A 16,755-nucleotide genomic window follows, 5' to 3' on the forward strand; every position below is an offset into this window, starting at 1 on the left:
ATGAGATAGATACCTGAAGATGATGCCGTCGGCTCTTGCATCGAGAACGATGTTGGAGGCGTCGCTACAATCTGTCGTCCGTCGGATCTGCGTCGACAAAAGGGGCGCTCTTCGGCTGCATTGGACCATTTAGCAAGATCTCTTGGAGGACATTCGAAAATCCGCCTTACCCTGAGCTTATCAGCATCACGATCTAGCTCTCGTCCACCCCCTAGCGCGATCTCCCTTGCGACCCTCAGGACGACGCCTCACGCGCGAACTCACGAATAATCTCCTGATCTCATCACCAGCACGCAGGTGGTTTCGCCTGCGAACAATCGCGTGCGCCCGCTGCCTGGACCGCTCTCGCGTCCTGCTGCGGACGCATAGGAGAACGAAAGAAGCCATGACTATCGCCCGACTTCGCATTCGCGCTCCGCAGTCACCGTATCGAGTGTGCGACATCGCAGTCCTGGAGGCGGACCCGACGACACCCATTAGGGTCATCTGTACTGATGCCGCCACTGAGTTGATCGTTGGAAGCCCGTCAATTGCGGCGGGCCGCCGCGATAGTCAACGAAGTGTCAGCGGAGGTGAAATGATCCATCTGATCGGCGACACCTACCGCCTGGTCTCGATAGCCGTTGAGATGGGAGCACGCGATCTGGCGAGGCAGAGCCGCTCGGATATCTAATGAATTACGGCCACACCGGCGCTTGTGGAGGAAGCGGCGAGCGTCGCGTTGTTAGGTCGTACGGCACATTCATTTTGACATGCGGTACTCGCTGGCGGACTGGCCGCGCGAGCAGCGGCACGGTTAGAGGCGTTCAGAAAAGTCCTCACGCTTGACGCCGATAAGCGCCCGATTTGCTTCGGGCTGTTCCAAGTGCGCGCGTTAGTTCGTCAGAATTCGCCTCGAAAGCCTGCAATATATACTACGATATCACCACATGCCAGAAGCTCTCAGCGCGTTCATTTCGTTGGCGACCGGCGGCCAAGGTGTCGAGGATGATCTGCGATGGATTGCCGCGAATGTCTCCACGGCTCATCGCGTGAGTTTTCGTCGCATTGACCCCGCGTCGATCTATAGCCCGGTGCGGTCCGTGTTGCCCGAAGTCCCAGGGGCTACTTATTCGAGTGGTTGCCGAGGCGGGACAAATAGCTCCCCACAAAATGGCGTTCCTTGGAGTCATTCGCCACAGGTGACCACGCGCAGCATGCGTGTTTTGTTTGGCCTCAAACGCCCACCTCGTTTCGGCATAATCGGCAAACTTGTGCGCAGAGGAAGCCGCAGCGATATACATCAGTTGGCATAGAGTCTGCTCAGCATAAGGAGCACGGAAGTAATGCGACAATGTCGGCGCTGCAGCGCTCGTTGCAAAATGGCGCGCGGCGTTTGCTCATGTTGCTGTGTGAGGATTGTTGGCGGCACTTGCGGCTGCTGGCGAGCCGCCGAGCCGAATGTTCGTCAGGTACGAATCCACCCGAGGCTGAGCCGAAGGGGCATGTCGCCTAAAGTAGCAAGAAGGCCAGCCGCACCGAAGAGCCGCGCATCAATCGCGAAGTGACCTCGCATCGGGGTCCGCGCACTAAGAGGGGACGCGAATCATAATGTACAGATTGGTTGCCTTAATGCTTGCGCTGTTGGCTTGCAAAGCAGCGCAGGCGCACGCGGCGGAGGATGTCGTGAATGCGCCCCTCGCGCGGTCGGATTACGAGCGTGCACTGACGACCGCAGACCGATATGGCCGGCTTACCGTCAATGTCCCCGACGTGCCGTTTTGGCTCGGCGAGCGCGAGGCGTTCATCTATCGGCGGACGACCCATGGCAAGCACCAGTTTATCCTGGTTGATGCCGAAAAAGGCGTAAAGGAGCCCGCTTTTGATCAAGCCGGACTCGCGGCTGCTCTGAACAGAGCGAGCCACAAGAACTATCAGCCCGAGAATCTTCCCTTCGACCATTTCGAGCTGACCGACAAGGGTGGCAGGATGAGCTTCGACCTCGAGCATACGCATTGGAGCTGCGAGCTTGCAAGCTATGCCTGCACCGGCAATGCAATGCACTCGGGCGCCAATCAGCAGAGCCCCTACGACGACACGCCACCGGCAGAGAACGATCCAAACAAGACAAGCGCATCACCTGATGGCAAATGGCTGGCCTATATTCGAAACTACAATCTCTTCCTGCGCAGCCAAGACGGTTTGCAGGACATCCAGTCGACCTGGGACGGAGCTGAGAGTGACTATTATGCTCTCTCGACACTAAGATGGTCTCCAGCCTCAACTCACCTGGCCGTCTACCGAATCCGTCCAGCCCAACAACGGGAAGTCCATTACCTCGAATCGTCGCCGGCGCACCAGCGTCAACCCAGACATCTGACCATGGTGTATCCAAAACCCGGTGATGCCTTGGCATTGCTCCAACCCGTGCTGTTTGATGTCAGCAGCCGACGCGCGGTCACAATCGATAATGCCGCGTTTCAGAATCCTTACGGTCTTTCGGCGATCCGATGGTGGAAGGACGGACGGGGCTTTACCTTCGAATACAATCAGCGTGGCCATCAGCTCTATCGCCTGGTGGAGGTCGACGCCGCCACGGGCAAAGCGCGCGCGTTGATTGATGAGGCAAGCAAGACCTTCGTCGACTACCAGGCACTGGTGATGAAGCAGCTGAATAGTGGAAAAACGTTTCGCTATGACGTCGATGATGGAAAGGAGATCATCTGGGCCTCGGAGCGCGATGGTTACGAGCACCTCTATTTGTTCGACGGCCGAACAGGCGAGCTCAAGAACCAGATCACCAAAGGAGATTGGGTGGTCCGTGCGGTGTATTGTGTCGATCCAGTGAAGCGTGAGATTTGGTTTGGCGCCAGCGGAATGAACCCTGATGAGGATCCCTATTTCGTCCATGCCTATCGCATTGGCTTTGATGGAAAAGGACTCACGCCGCTGACGCCCGAGCCAGCCAATCATCACATCGAGTTCTCGCCTAGCGGTCGCTACTATGTCGACCTGTGGTCACGCATCGGCGTTCCGCCTCGCATGGTGCTGTATCGCGCCAGTGATAATGCCGAACTGATGCAGGTTGAGAGCGCGGAGATCTCCGAGCTCATAGCCGCTGGCTGGCAGCCGCCGCTCAGCTTCAACGCCAAGGGACGCGACGGCAAGACGGACATATGGGGCGTTATTCACTTGCCGACCAATTTCGATCAGCGCAAGAGATATCCGGTGGTGGAGCACATCTATGCAGGCCCCACCGGTTCCTTCGTTCCCAAGTCCTTCTCAGCTTCAATCGAGCCGCTCACACAACTCGGCTTTATCGTTGTTCAGATTGATGGAATGGGTACCAACCATCGCTCGCGCGCGTTCCACGACGTTGCCTGGAAAAATCTGAAGGACGCTGGCTTTGCGGACCGGATCCTATGGCACAAGGCGGCGAGTGCGAAGTATTCCTGGTATGATATATCCAACGTCGGCATTTTTGGCGCTTCCGCCGGTGGGCAAAACGCGGTGAGCGCGTTACTTTTCCATCCCGATTTCTATAAGGTCGCGGTCGCGAACAGTGGCTGCTACGACAACCGGCTGGACAAGATCTGGTGGAACGAACAGTGGATGGGGTGGCCCGTCGGCATCGAATATTCGCAATCCTCCGCCATCGACAATGCCGCCAAACTGCAAGGTAGATTGCTTCTCATAGTCGGCGAAATGGACCGCAACGTCGATCCTTCCGCCACGTTCCAGCTTGCCGATCGGCTTATCAAGGCGGGAAAATACTTCGACATGCTGTATGTGCCAGGCGCAGACCACGGAACGCCGGGCAGTTATGCCCAGCTCAAACTCCTGGAGTTCTTGGTCCGTAACATTCTCGAGCAAACAGCGCCAAACTGGAACACGGGCTCGATTGAACTGCCGAAGAGCAAATCAGGCCATGATGGCTGACCATCCATCGAGGATCCAGGCCTCGATGCGTGGGGCGCCACGATCGCGTTCTCGAAATTGAGAAACGCTCGTTGCGATCTACTACGAGGTCTCTCGCACATGCTGTCATGCGTACCTCCATCCTGATCGGCGCACGCAGCTGCTGATGCCTACAACGGCCTCATCAATTCGCCGCAAATCAGGGCGCGAACGCTGCGCGCGGCGGTCGGCTGCGAACCCCGCGACGTCGCGCCCGGTCCTCGCTCCAAATGAGAGTCGAGAAGCCGGGGGCGCTCAGGCAAGCCGGAAGAACTCAGCGCCGAATTCGTTTGATTGTGAGCTCCGGCTCGACACGGTGCTCTTTGACGTCGCTGCGGGAAGCTTGGGTGCCCGCACCTTCCTCCCTTGGCAAGTTTGACGAGCCTGGCTCTGTAAGCCGACAGCCTATTTGCCCTATTGTTCCATAGAGGGCTTTGGCGTTGTGTCGGTGCGCGCGGGTAATATCGGATAATCGATCTTAGGCAACTGCCCGGTAAGTGAATTTAGAAACGCGACGATGTCGTCTGTTTCTCTATCGTTGAGCTTCGCGCCGAGTTGTATTTCACTCATCACGCCAACAGCTTGCTTGAGGCTCCAAACTTGGCCCGAATGGAAGTAGGGAGGACGCAATGCGACATTGCGCAACGGCGCGGAGCGAAAAACATACTCGTCGCTGGGGACCTTGGTGACGGCGAAACGGCCCTTGTCGTCCCTCGGCAGCAGGCTTGCGGTTGGCCGTTCCGTCACGCCGAACGGGAAGTAGTCCTGGCCGCCGACGTTGATACCATTGTGGCATGACGAGCATCCCTTTTCTATGAACAGCTTTAATCCTGCTTTCTGCTGAGTACTGAGAGCATACGCATCGCCCTCGAGGTATTGATCGAAGGGAGCGGCGGGCGTGATCAAGGTCGCCTCGAATGCCTCGATGGCCTTGGCGAAATTGTCAAAGGTAATGGGCGTCGCGTCGTTCGGGAACGCCTTGCTGAACATGACAATATAATCAGTCATTGAATTCAACGTATTAAGAAGGCGAGCAGGCGTTGCATTCATTTCCGCACTGGCCTGGACAGGGCCTACGGCTTGTGCCTTGAGGTCAGCCGCGCGTCCGTCCCAGAACTGTGCCACATTGAAGACCGCGTTATAGACCGTTGGCGCTCGACGTGAACCTAGCTGCCAGCGATGACCAAGCGACCTCGGGCCGGCATCTGCTCCGCCGGTCCCAAGATTGTGACATGTATTGCAGCTGATGACCCCGCTCGCCGATAGCCTCGGATCGAAGAACAGGATCTTGCCGAGTGCAACCTTTTCGTGGGTAATAGGGTTGTTCTTGACCGCAGGAACAATAGAGGGGATCGGCTTGAAAATCTGCCTCGCCGCACTCATCAAATCATCATCGGCGCCTGCCGTTGACGATGCCAGAATCCCAGCGGCCAGAACGCACAGCTTGGCTGCGATGTAAAGCGTTCGTGCCGCTGATTTCCTCATCCCAAGCCTGCCTTTGTCGTAATTCGTGGAAGTCGCGAGCAGGGTGCGGGTCGCAGCTAGCCTGCCTATCATCGAAATGACTCCCAGCGATCAAAGACGAGCGACATCCATTGGGGTACTCATCCAAGTCTGATCCGCTGTTGCTGCGTAGTAGCAACCGCCGTGCCAATGGAGGTCAAGGGGGGCCGTTGATTTGGTCTTGAACAATTGCAGGAATGCCAGCAGTCGGCTCGAACCTTTGGGATCAACCGGCGTTCCACACGCGACGATGGCCATGCTGACGAAGTATATTTCGGCCTACTATCTCAACCGATAGGCAAGCCATAAAGCTGTCGGTTGCGCGATTTTAGACGCGTAGGCTTACAACTAGCAGGCTGTTGAAGAACTCAGCCGCGTTCGCAAACGAAGGCTGAATCGTCGCCGTTGTGGATGTAGAAGTGGCCGACGAGCCTGTCTGCAGTGCCGACCATAGCCCATCCGCGACCGCAGGACGGATCGTTCTCATCGTGCCCTTCCCATGAGAACTCCGCGCACGCCGATCCGTCGCGGGTGCCGTAGCGCACGTCCAGGAACCCCTTGAGAGCCCCAAAGGCGATTTCGCCATCGGACTTGCCCTGGAAGGTGAGATGCGCCTCCTCGACAAGATCGAGGAAGTCGCTATCCCAGACGTCCATCTCGACGATGCGCCAGCGGCCTGCAAAGGCCTTGGCGAGACCGGGCACCTTGGCCATCAGCCGGTCTCCGCGATCAGCTTGGGCAGCCGCACCAGATTGTAGGCGGTGGCAGCGAAGGTAAAGGCCCATGCGACCCGATCACGGCCACGGAAGCGGGTCTTCTCTTGCCCCGCGATCGTCTTGATCCAGCCGAATGCCTCCTCGATCCGCTTGCGGATGCGCTGGCTGACCGCATAGCCGCCGTGCCGGGTTGTTCGCCCGTCAATCGTAGAGCGGCGGCCGCTGGTGTTCTGTGTCACATGCGGCGTCACGTTCATCGAGCGCAGTTCGTTGACGAAGTCTTCCACGTCGTAGGCTTTGTCGGCGCCAAGCGTGATCGCTGTCGGCCGGTCAGCACGAGGCTCGATCATGTGCAGCGCGGCCACCCGCTCGGCATGCCCATCGGCCTGCGTCAGGCAGGCATCGACCAGCAGACCGTGGCGGTTCTCCATCAGCCCGTGCCCGATGAAGCACAGCTTCGTCTCCTTGCCTTTGCCCTTGCGATACAGCCTGGCGTCTGGATCGGTGGTCGAAGCATGGGTGTCATTCGAGCGTTTCTGGCCGTGGAAGTCCGCATCAGCATTGCGGCCGCCTTGCGCCGGCGGCTCGCCGGAGCCGTCCTTCGGCTTGACACTCTTCATCGAGGCCCAGGCCTCGATCAGCGTGCCATCGACCGAGAAGTGATCACTCGACAGCAGCTTCTTCACCCTGGGCTGCGCCAGCACCGCCGCCAGGAACTTCGCCGCGATGTCGCCTTCCAGCAGCCGGTCGCGGTTCTTCGAGAACACCGAATGGTCCCAGGCTGCGTCATCGACGCCGATGCCGACGAACCAGCGGAACAGCAGGTCGTATTCCAGCCGCTCCATCAGAAGCCGCTCCGAGCGGATCGAATAAAACGCCTGCAACAGCATCGCCCGCAGCAGCTTCTCCGGCGGGATCGACGGCCTCCCAATCGGCGAATAGAGCGCGGCAAACTCGCGCTCCAGCTCTGACAGCGCCTCGTTCACAATCCTCCGGATCGCTCGCAGCGGATGATCACGCCGTACCCGTGCCTCCAGGTCGACGTAGCTGAACAACTCGCCCGTTCGATTATCGCCACCGCGCACGCCCCGTCTCCGAATCTCGTCGGAGCCAATGAATCACGCTCGCCGGTTGGCGGCGAGTACCTTTTTCAACAGCCTGCTAGATCGGACGCTGAGCAAAAACGCGGAGCATCGACGCAATTCGTCGCGTCATTTGACGCGACGAAATCGTGTGACCTTGCGAATCCATCAACTATGCGTTGCGTTCCAGCGTGGCCGAGCAGTTATCGGCCGTCGTTGGATAAGGCTTCGTATACGCTGCGTCCAGTGAAGCGTGCAATTGCCGAGGAACTCTCCTTGCGAGCTCCCGCCAAGATATGGATGTGCTGTTTTGCTGCGTATTGACACTTGTTCGACGATCAAAGTGCTTGAATCGACCGTAGCGTCAGGTTGTAGGCAGTGCCAAGCAGGATCTGCCGCCTTTGCAGAAATGTCATGTTGGGGACTACGTCGCGAATGTCACAAGCTTAAACACAATACCTAAATTGGGCTCCGTCCGCTGCAAATGCAGCCAGCCTGCGTTGCGTTTTGATCGTGGCAGCAAGGCCTGACACCCGATGCAACGATGAGTCGGAAGTCCCGCAAATGACGCCGGCCGCTCGTGTCGATGCGGGCGACCTACTTTCCTAAACAGACAATACTTGCGAGGCAAAGAACAATACTGAAGGTTATGCAGCTTAAGAGAGTTCTGTTGAGCCAAAAGCGACGAACGGGTTGGGCTTACCGCGCGCCTCGCCATGCCACCGCCCTTGTTGCGATCGCAGCCACGTGGGTCACGGGATACGCTAGCGCGCGAGAACGAAGATTGGAAGAGATCTTGACGTCTTGCAGACCAGACGTGATGCGATTCTGTGACCGTTTTACGGGGCGTAGCGATATGGACGCGGCCATGTTTTGTCTTAGGGACAATTTCAAAGGCTTGCGTGTCGAATGTCGCCGCGTGATGCCAACCGCGGCGGAGAGAAACGTTGGGCCGAAAAAACGAGGCGTCAACAACGTTCCGATCCTGCATCGAGAGTGAGGCATCGGAGCGGGGGTGTTTCTCCAAAATGCTCGCATTAACTGCCGATCGAGATCCGGAAGGAATCGGTTGATGCCGTTGCGGCGTTCTCAACGAGCGTTTCAGTGGATTCACTTGAACTGATGGGACTGCTTTTGGTTGAGTTCACTGAAGGGCTCAAGACCAGAGGAAATGCGGTCGTCAAGAGCCGTTCAAAGGCGGAAAGCTGCTCAAGCAGACGCTTCTCAACGGCAGCACTCTCCTCGCGAGGCAGTTCCGTCTTAAGCAATCTACGACAGCGCCAGATCTCGTTTCGTACCCATCTGATTTCACTTAATCTATCATCAATCGAAGTCATCACAGATGCAGTTCACTTGGGCATTGAAGGTACAACGCGTACGCGTCAGCACTGCGTAGTCGCTCCGTCGGCATTCATGCCGACGGAGTTGTACCTGTGCGATTCGTCGCCATTGCTTGGCGGATGTGGCGAGCGGTTCGATGTATTCAAGACTGTTATCAACCGATATCACCTTACGCTGGGGGCGTGACCGGAATTTGCTGCGGATTGCTGCGGGTTTTCGGCGCTACGATCGTCCGGGTTGAGGAATTCCTGCGTTCCAGGGGCGATCGATGTTGCCCCCCAGCGGCGTGTGCAGCGTCATTGCACTCTCGCGGTTTCCTTGACTGGTCAGTGTCGTTGGCCGTCGCACCATTACAAGCGTTTCCCAACGAGCATGTCTATGGGTAAGGTGCGCGCGCTCACCAACATCCCGGAAAGGGCATGGCGGCAATGTTTTCTTCCATAGATAAAACGAGCGTTACCGCGATATCCGGGGCGCGCCCCGATAGAACGAAGCGCGGGAGCGAGCGCAGGACCTCACTGGGTGAATGTCACTCGAAATCGTGTCGAACTGAATGGACGCCCCATTGCTAGCCGCTGCGATAGTCGGCTGGGCAACGCCACGCTTCGATACCAATTTAGTAGCTTGAACCCCACGCTGCGTCAGGTTGTAGTCTCGCAAAGACAAACGCAGGCAGGACGGGCGTCGAATGGTTCAGCATGATCGGACAGGGATGGCTTCCTAATTGCCGACATTGTCGCTTGCGGGCCATGGGCAGGACCTTGGGTCCATCGGCGGGGAGGGGGCTGCTGTGCTGGCCGTTGTCAATCGCGCTGCAACAACCGGAGCCGTGATATGTCATGAGGTGATGGAGTGATGCGCGCAGCAGGATGTCTCTGACAACTGCTTTAATCACGTTTCCTCGCTGTGCAGTGAGGGCCCGCCGAGTGAACAGCCGGCCCTCGCAAGAGATGCTTCAACTGCGTAGGCGGTAAACATTCAGCCATAAGCGGTGACTAGTCGCATTGAGCTTGTGGCTGGACAAGGCGCCGCGGTGAAAGCTCGGAAGATCCCATGTCTACTCAAGCCAATCTGACGACGGCGCTAAGCGAGATCGATTGTGCTCGCGACATCGTTGAATTCTCAACTGTGGTGGTTGCGCGCGACAAGCAGCTGCGCAAGGCGGACCATCCGGTCTTTCTGCAAAAGGCTGCGCTTGAGTTTCAGTCTAGATTCCTGCCGAATTTCGAGGAAAGCATCCGTGCCGGGAGATCGTGGGGATATGCCACGACATGCAATGCGGTGAGCCGGAAGGCCGGAGGTCAGGTCGGCCGGGACGTTTGCGAAAGAATAGCTTCTCGCGTGTCGCTGCTTGACCATGCGCTGATTGGAAAAATCGGGATAAGAGCCCTTTCCATATTCGCCGCATCATTCGGTCGGCATTCCAACAGAGCAGAATGTCGCAAAGGGGCGATCAGAATAGCGAAGTTTTGTCGCGAGGAAAGCAGGCCGCTTCAAGAGTTGAACAATCTGAGCCTGGCGGCGCTGATAAACGGCTTCAGCAAATGGCCGGAAGAAGCAGACTTTCGCCAGGCGGCGGTTGCAATTGCGGGCGATGTCATTCGGCGCGCAGGCCGCCATCACCAACTCTCCGACTTTACACAGCAAGGATTGGTGAGCCTGGTCAACGGATTCAGCAAGTGGCCGGATGAGGCGGCTTCGCGCCAAGCAGCAGCCACGCTTGCACTCGAAATTCTGCATCGTTCCGGCAGGCTCTGCGAGTTTCCTCAGCAGGGATTGGCCATCCTGGTGAACGGTTTCAGCAAGTGGCCGGAAGAGCTGGCGTGTGGTCAAGTCACGATTGCGATCGCAGGCGAAGTTCTTCGTCGGGTCGCCCGGTTTCATGAGTTTGGCGAGCAGGATCTGGCAAATTTGGTGAATGGCTTTAGTAAATGGCCGGATGAGGCAGTCTCTCGTCAAGCCACAATCGCGATCGCAAGTGAGCTCCTGCACCGTGCTGACCAACTTCCTCACTATAGCCAACAAGGACTGGCAAACTTGGTGAACGGGTTTTGCAAATGGCCTGAAGATGCGACCTGTCGTAAAGCTGCAATTGCGATCGCTGGTGAGGTACTTTGGCGTGCTGTCCAGCTCCCCGATCTTACCCAACAGGGCCTGGCGAACCTGGTGAACGGCTTCAGCAAGTGGCCGGAAGAGCCGGCGTTTCGCCGAGCAGCCGTCGCACTCGCTCGTGAGGTTCTGCGCCGCGCCACTCAGCTCTACGATTTTTCACAGCAGGGGCTCGCGAACCTAGTGAACGGCTTCAGCAATTGGCCGGAGGAGCTGCCGTGTGGTCAAGTGACCGTTGTGCTCGCGGACGAGGTCCTTCGCCGTGCCGGCCGCAGGACGGGACTCTCAGACTTCACTGCCCAGGATCTCAGGGGCCTGGTGATCGGTTTCAATAGATGGCCGCTGCAGAGCGCCGCTCGCCAAGCCACGATCGCGATCGTCAATGAGGTCCTAGGCCGCGGTATCCGGTTCTTTGACTTTACCAAACCGGAATCGGAGAGTCTGATGGATGGCTTCAATAGGTGGCCGCAAGGCGAAGCAGGGCATGAGGCGATAGCGAAGATCATCGAGGAGCTGCAACTGATACAAAGTGAAGCCACTCAGCTCCGGTCAGGGGAGAAGTGGTCCCACCAAACAAGGCAATCGGCCAAAGAAGCCTCTTCCTAGCGGTGTTCATGCGTAGTATGCGGCGAGGTCACAACACGACAATCCCACGCAGCGACCCTCTTGGGATGCAGTCGGAGGCGTGCACAGCCACAGAATTGAGTAAACAATCGGAAGGACGTAGTTGTTGATCCAGGCTGAGAAGGATGTCGTCGAGCAGATGCTCTCATCATTGGCGATCAGCTTGTTGCAGAATCGTGTTGCGCCCTCCTACGAACAGGTGATGCATCATTTCGGATTAGCCTGCGAAAGAGCGGGGCTGATCGCGACGGAAGAGGTGGCAGTTCGGATATTGAAGCGCGTTTCAAGCGAAATCAACGAGGCGCAGTCGGTGCTCGAGTTTATCGGACGCGGGGCGGATCTAATGCATTGATCTCGAAGTTAAGAAACTTCCATCGAATCAGTGTCAGATGCAGCCGGGCGCGCGTTGTTCGACTGAGAAAGCGCCCCGGCAAGGGCCGAGTCGTCCGCTTTTGCTGGCCGAAACCTGCGGCAGTCTGAACCGATCTGGCAAGATCGATCCTTGCCGCCGATGTCAGAATAGGTGGGGACTCGCCATCTAGGAGGTTATCAGCCAGCCTTTGCCGATTGCGCCGGGGCGTACCGCCTCGCAGTGAAGCGTGAGCGGTGCTACATGGGATCGCGGGCTTTCAAGCTAGCGTCCCAACGTGGCCATCTGAATGAGCAGGGGGCGGTTTGTTGCCTCGGGAGTAGGAGCCGCAACTCGCCGGCTATCAGCGCCGCGCCGCCGAGGCGCCGTAAACAGCGAGCATTTTGCCAAGCTTAAAACTCGGTTGATCCTCGTCTGCTTTTCGTCGGTCCGCTATCTACGCCTAAGCTTCGGGAGAGGCTGATGGCCAGCCGTCCGCCCATTGTTCGTCGCTCTGAAGCCCGTCAGCTTATCGACAGCTACGTCTCGTAGCAGGAACATCTTTACTGGCTGGTCCGGCTTGACGTTCTCAGATCTGGCAAGAGAATTGGATGGTATCCATCAAGGGATTTACCGCCGAGGCTTTGGCTGTGCTGCGGTGAGCTGCAGTTGCTCGCCTGCAGGCCGGCAGGTGTGCGCGCCAGCCGTGGGCGGTGATTGCGCCGTATGACCGCCAGCTTTGTCATCAGCCGATCAGCGCGCCAACCCTGGTGAGGCTGACGGCTTAAAGGTGCGGCTGCGGACGCGCTTGGTTTGGATACGGAGAGACGGCGATGAATACAGAGCAGCTTGGCTCAGGCACTCCTTCGGGAACTTCCGATTCGGAAACCTCCGAGCCGGCATCTCCGGCTGCCACGCAGTGGGGCGAAGCCCTGACGGATGCGCTGGCGTCCGCTGGCGAGGCGTCCAGCTCGCAGCTCGAGGTCTTGTCGACCTGGGCCGCCGAAGGCGGGCAGGGGCAACACGAGGACCGTCGAGAAGCGGTAAGTCGTACGAGGGCTTGGCAGGACAGAGGCGATGTTAATGAGGCCCTAGATTTGTCGTCCCTGTCCCTGACCGGCTTGCCTGCGTCGACCCTGGCCGGGCTGCGTCGCCTGAATGTCGACGACAATCAGCTGAACAGCCTTCCTGGGAACCTTCCGGTCAGTCTCCAGTGGCTCTCTGCCAGCAATAATCGGCTGACCGGCCTGCCCGAGCTTCCAAATGGCCTGCTGCAGCTCGATGTCATCAGCAACGGGCTCACCAACCTGCCCGCACAGCTACCGCCCGGGTTGCTGCGGCTGAGGGTCGATAACAATCAGCTAACCAGTCTGCCTGATCGCCTTCCGGCGACGCTTGAGGAACTGGACGCCAGCGGCAACCGCTTGACCAATCTGCCCGACCTTCCATCCCGGCTCCAGCGCCTCAACGTCGACCACAATCAGCTGACGGACTTGCCCGAGCCTCTTCCGGGCGGGCTCCAATGGCTCAGCGCTAGCCACAACGAACTGACCAGTCTGCCCGAAACGGCGCTTCCCGACCTAATTTGGCTCGGCGCCAGCAACAACCAGCTGACCAGCGTACCCGAGACCCTGCTGACACAGCTAAGCGGTTATTCTAGCGTTAATCTGGAGAATAATCCGCTCCCCGATTTGGTGCAGGCTGGCCTGACGGCAACGATACATGCAGCGGGCTATGCAGGCCCGCAGGTCTTTTTATCGACGGCCGAAGGCGCGCTGGAAGTCCAGCCGCGCTCGCTGCAAGAGGTTGTGGCGCACTGGCTCGAGGCCGAGCCGTCGGTAATGGCCACTTGGCAGCGCTTCGCCCAAGAACCGGGTGCGCAAGACTATGCACGCTTCCTCGACCGGCTCGGGGGTACCGTGAACTATGGCAACGAAGCGTTCCGGCAGGCGGTCGTCGAGGATCTGCGGCAAGCAGCCGTCAGGCCGCGTTTGCGTGAACAGTTTTTCCAACTGGCCTCGGGAGCGAGCGAGCGCTGCGAAGATCGGGTTACCTTGACCTGGAACGGCATGCAGAGCGCACGGCTGAACGCTGACGTTGAAGACGGCGTCTATGACGGCCGGTTAACCGAGCTGCTCCAGCAGGGCCGGGTCCTGTTTCGTCTGGAGGCGCTGGACAGGATCGCACGCGAGACGGTCAATTCCCTTCGTCGTGCCGATCCTGACGCCGACGTCGACGAGATCGAGGTCTACCTTGCCTACCAGACCCAGCTGCGCAACCCGCTGCAGCTGCTGCACATCGCTCCGGATATGCGCTTCTTGAATGTCTCTAACGTGACCGAGGACGATATTGTCAGAGCCGAGGCGTCGGTGCGCAATCAGGAGGCAGCGGAATTTCCGGACTACCTGGCAACGCGCTGGCACCCATGGGAAAGCGTGTTGAGGCGCATCGCACCCGAAGACCATGTTGCAATGGAGAGGCGGCTCGTCGACGCGATGGGCGATGAATTCCAAGCCCGCTTGGATCGGCGACTGGCCGAGAATGGTCTGACGGGCGATGCCGATGCAGAGCGAGTGCTTGGCGCCCAGATTCGCAAAGAGATCGCCCTCGAGATCAAAGGCCCGGTCATGCATCAGGTCCTCGAGAGATTCGGACTTGAGCTTTGAAGCGCCCTCGAGCGGGAGCCGTCGATCCGGCCAGCTGCGCGCAATCTCAGGCGGCTATCGATCCTTATCGAGGAACGAATGGAGAAGTTTCGTCGAGCGAATGAGTTGCCGGCAGGTCTCGGTCGCTAGGTTGTGCGGACGATCAAGAGAAATCGTTCTATCGACTACTCGACCAGGCGAGCACTCTGTCGAATATCACTCGTTCATCTCTGATAGCGAAATGGATAGTGAACCGGTCCCACAGTCGCCCTTGTGCCTCGTAGGCTCTCGATATTCGTTGCGCGAGATCGATAGGACCCTCGCTGCATCACGCTCGACTCCAAATCACGAAGCATGGTGTAGTTTCGCCGGATCCACTGATGCAGTTCGGTGGTCCAGTCCTTTTCGTCGCGCAGATACCCGGTGAAGGAAAAACTCAGCCGATCGATATATCTCTTTAGAAACAACGGGAGCGCGGAAATCCGGAGCACTCGCTCACAATCCATCGCGTCAGGTAGTCCTTCGCGCAGCACGAATTCATTGTGGACGGTGACCAGCGCCGCCGGTGGAATCTGCCGCCGCAGCATTTGATAACCACGGAAGGAATGGCGGTCAGCGCCCGCGACGAAGAGGATGACAGGCGCGACACAGCAGCGTGCTGTTTCCTTGATGAAGCCGATCTCCTCGCACATCTTGAAGAACTCGTCGAAGGCGTGGAAGCCGAGGTCGATCACCTTGGCTACCCGATCGTGTATGATCAGTGGGTCCATCAGTTGCATCTTACCGTAAGTGTCAATTACATCTGCGGTCTCCGTGATGTTGGGGAGATAATCGAGCAATGACGGTTCCTTGAGATTTACATCGAAGGAGAGCGCCGTACCATTTTTCAGCAGCAAGTACTCGCTCACGAGGCGAGCGACGAGAGTTTTGCCGACCTGCGGGCTAGGAGAGCAGATGATGTAGATAGGAGTCGCTAACATAGCCAGCAGATCAATCTCACTTCGTCCCTGGGCTCAACCCGTCGCTCGCCGATAATGCGACTACTTATCGTCGCTCCGAGTCGCTGACTTGGCGCCGGCCAATTCCGTCAAGTTGATGCGATCAAACTCGCTCCAGACATTTGCCAGCCAGTGCCGTACATAGCCGCGCAGAACGAAGGAATTGTTCGCCGGCTCATCGTTCCGGCCCTTGTTTGCGACAAAATCGACGAATGGGACAGAAGCGACTTCGACCTGCTCGTAGGCCATCTCGTTGAGCTTCGGGATGGTCAACTCGGTCGCATGCTTGATGCGGTGAAAATAAGAATTATAGGTCGACTGGTCCCACTGGAAGAATTGAGTATCGTTGATGAAGTTCTTCACCAGATAGTACTTTGCGCCGGCCATGTAGGTCGCGGTCTCGGCGATCTCGTCCAGCGAAGCGATGGATGATCCCAGAATATGGAATACGGCAAAAGTGATCTGGCCGGATCGCGCCGAATCCAAAAAGCCGATGTCGCGCAAGGAGGCCAGTGCTGTGGATAGTAAGCCGGCGCGAGCATCGATAACGGTGACGGATAGCCCTGAGTTCAGGGTATCGAAGATCTTCATCTGGTCCGCCGTCGTCGCCATATCGACGATCTCGGTGATTGCGGGATAGAATCGCTTCAACGTTCCCCGCGGCGACTCCGTGTCGAATGCGCGTGTTTGCACGTTATTGACGTTGAAGTAGTCCAGAAGCGTTCGTGATACGGTCGTCTTGCCGACGCCTCCTTTGTCCGCGCCCACCACAATCACAACCGGCTTCACCATGGAATTCTCCTGAGACACTCGCTATTGCCGCGCGCGACGTGCGCAATCGGCGTGTCTTTGCTTTGGATGCGAACATGGCAGAAAGAAGGGGCTATTGAATCTTCGACGCGGGTGCGGCCCGATTGATGAGGTTTTCCAGTGCCGAGCCATCGGAGCTCTTTGATTGCGACGACGATGCAATTCGATGACAATAACTAATCTCTCGTGATCGCGTTTCACGTGAGGTTTGTGGTGAGCTGAAAGGACAAATTATTCGAGCAGTCGACCATGCGCGCTGATGATCGCGATCACCATCATGCTAATTCAATTTGATCGTTGATCAGCGCAAACAATTCGAGAGTCTCACGTACGTCAGGAAAGTTGGGCTTTGGCGTGGGCATGACCGGGGTGTTCCGCCCCGGTGCTTAAGACGCTTTCGGCGCGTTGGGTCGCACGGCCGTGCTGATCCGGTTGATCGTCAGACATCTAACTCGACAATCATGGCGGCCGTCTCATCCGGCAGGCAACGTGACGAGCGAACACAACAAGAAAACTATCGAGCAGCGGCCTGTTTAAAGCCTCGTTGCACATTCGAATGTCAGAGTATAGCGCGACAATCTGGGTGGGAAGCGCACGACAATCAGGATGGCGAGTCGGTGTCGCGGCGAGGTGATGATTGCC

The 16,755-nt window shown here is 57.9% G+C and carries 10 protein-coding genes; 5 read left to right on the forward strand and 5 right to left on the reverse strand.

Annotation, left to right across the window (positions count from 1 at the left end; all coding sequences use genetic code 11):
• The first annotated feature begins 1,590 nt into the window (after positions 1–1,590).
• Positions 1,591–3,918 carry a S9 family peptidase gene (locus IF803_RS27490; RefSeq protein ID WP_129964837.1) on the forward strand — a complete coding sequence of 776 codons (2,328 nt, stop codon included), beginning with the start codon at positions 1,591–1,593 and terminating at the stop codon, positions 3,916–3,918.
• A 432-nt stretch (positions 3,919–4,350) separates the two neighbouring features.
• On the opposite strand, the gene IF803_RS27495 is transcribed toward IF803_RS27490, so the two are convergent.
• From IF803_RS27495 to IF803_RS27505, 3 genes are all read right to left on the reverse strand, one after another.
• Positions 4,351–5,493 carry a cytochrome-c peroxidase gene (locus tag IF803_RS27495; RefSeq protein ID WP_016848196.1) on the reverse strand — a complete coding sequence of 381 codons (1,143 nt, stop codon included), beginning with the start codon at positions 5,491–5,493 and terminating at the stop codon, positions 4,351–4,353.
• Positions 5,494–5,807: 314 nt separating this feature from the next.
• Positions 5,808–6,152 carry a hypothetical protein gene (locus IF803_RS27500; protein WP_016848197.1) on the reverse strand — a complete coding sequence of 115 codons (345 nt, stop codon included), beginning with the start codon at positions 6,150–6,152 and terminating at the stop codon, positions 5,808–5,810.
• Entirely contained in the window at positions 6,152–7,240 is a 1,089-nt protein-coding gene (locus IF803_RS27505) for an IS5 family transposase (protein WP_026192311.1), read from the reverse strand. The genes IF803_RS27500 and IF803_RS27505 overlap by 1 nt, the downstream gene beginning before the upstream one ends.
• Positions 7,241–8,341: 1,101 nt before the next feature.
• On the opposite strand from IF803_RS27505, the gene IF803_RS27510 reads away from it, so the two are divergent.
• The 4 genes from IF803_RS27510 to IF803_RS27525 all read left to right on the forward strand — a co-directional run bounded on the left by IF803_RS27510 (position 8,342) and on the right by IF803_RS27525 (position 14,326).
• A complete protein-coding gene (locus tag IF803_RS27510) occupies positions 8,342–8,764 on the forward strand; it encodes a hypothetical protein (RefSeq protein ID WP_155258682.1) in 423 nt (140 codons plus the stop codon).
• Positions 8,765–9,631: 867 nt separating this feature from the next.
• On the forward strand, positions 9,632–11,293 hold the full coding sequence (locus IF803_RS27515) for a hypothetical protein (protein WP_018269934.1): 1,662 nt from the start codon (positions 9,632–9,634) through the stop codon (positions 11,291–11,293).
• A gap of 124 nt (positions 11,294–11,417) precedes the next feature.
• Positions 11,418–11,663 (forward strand): hypothetical protein, encoded by a 246-nt coding sequence (locus tag IF803_RS27520; protein ID WP_225161260.1) that lies wholly within the window; start codon positions 11,418–11,420, stop codon positions 11,661–11,663.
• A gap of 830 nt (positions 11,664–12,493) precedes the next feature.
• Entirely contained in the window at positions 12,494–14,326 is a 1,833-nt protein-coding gene (locus tag IF803_RS27525) for an NEL-type E3 ubiquitin ligase domain-containing protein (protein ID WP_016848203.1), read from the forward strand.
• A 203-nt stretch (positions 14,327–14,529) separates the two neighbouring features.
• Here IF803_RS27525 and IF803_RS27530 read toward each other — a convergent pair whose 3' ends face one another.
• A complete protein-coding gene (locus IF803_RS27530; protein WP_018269935.1) occupies positions 14,530–15,285 on the reverse strand; it encodes a hypothetical protein in 756 nt (251 codons plus the stop codon).
• Positions 15,286–15,345: 60 nt separating this feature from the next.
• On the reverse strand, positions 15,346–16,095 hold the full coding sequence (locus IF803_RS27535) for a P-loop NTPase family protein (protein ID WP_018269936.1): 750 nt from the start codon (positions 16,093–16,095) through the stop codon (positions 15,346–15,348).
• Positions 16,096–16,755: the final 660 nt, after the last annotated feature.

It is taken from the genome of Bradyrhizobium sp. UFLA06-06 (genome assembly GCF_054820065.1).

What these genes read in the sequence shown, in the direction of transcription:
- IF803_RS27490 (WP_129964837.1), top strand. Translation starts at nt 1,591, where the DNA reads ATGTACAGATTGGTTGCCTTAATGCTTGCGCTGTTGGCTTGCAAAGCA.
- IF803_RS27495 (WP_016848196.1), bottom strand. Translation starts at nt 5,493, where the DNA reads ATGATAGGCAGGCTAGCTGCGACCCGCACCCTGCTCGCGACTTCCACG.
- IF803_RS27500 (WP_016848197.1), bottom strand. Translation starts at nt 6,152, where the DNA reads ATGGCCAAGGTGCCCGGTCTCGCCAAGGCCTTTGCAGGCCGCTGGCGC.
- IF803_RS27515 (WP_018269934.1), top strand. Translation starts at nt 9,632, where the DNA reads ATGTCTACTCAAGCCAATCTGACGACGGCGCTAAGCGAGATCGATTGT.
- IF803_RS27525 (WP_016848203.1), top strand. Translation starts at nt 12,494, where the DNA reads ATGAATACAGAGCAGCTTGGCTCAGGCACTCCTTCGGGAACTTCCGAT.
- IF803_RS27530 (WP_018269935.1), bottom strand. Translation starts at nt 15,285, where the DNA reads ATGTTAGCGACTCCTATCTACATCATCTGCTCTCCTAGCCCGCAGGTC.
- IF803_RS27535 (WP_018269936.1), bottom strand. Translation starts at nt 16,095, where the DNA reads ATGGTGAAGCCGGTTGTGATTGTGGTGGGCGCGGACAAAGGAGGCGTC.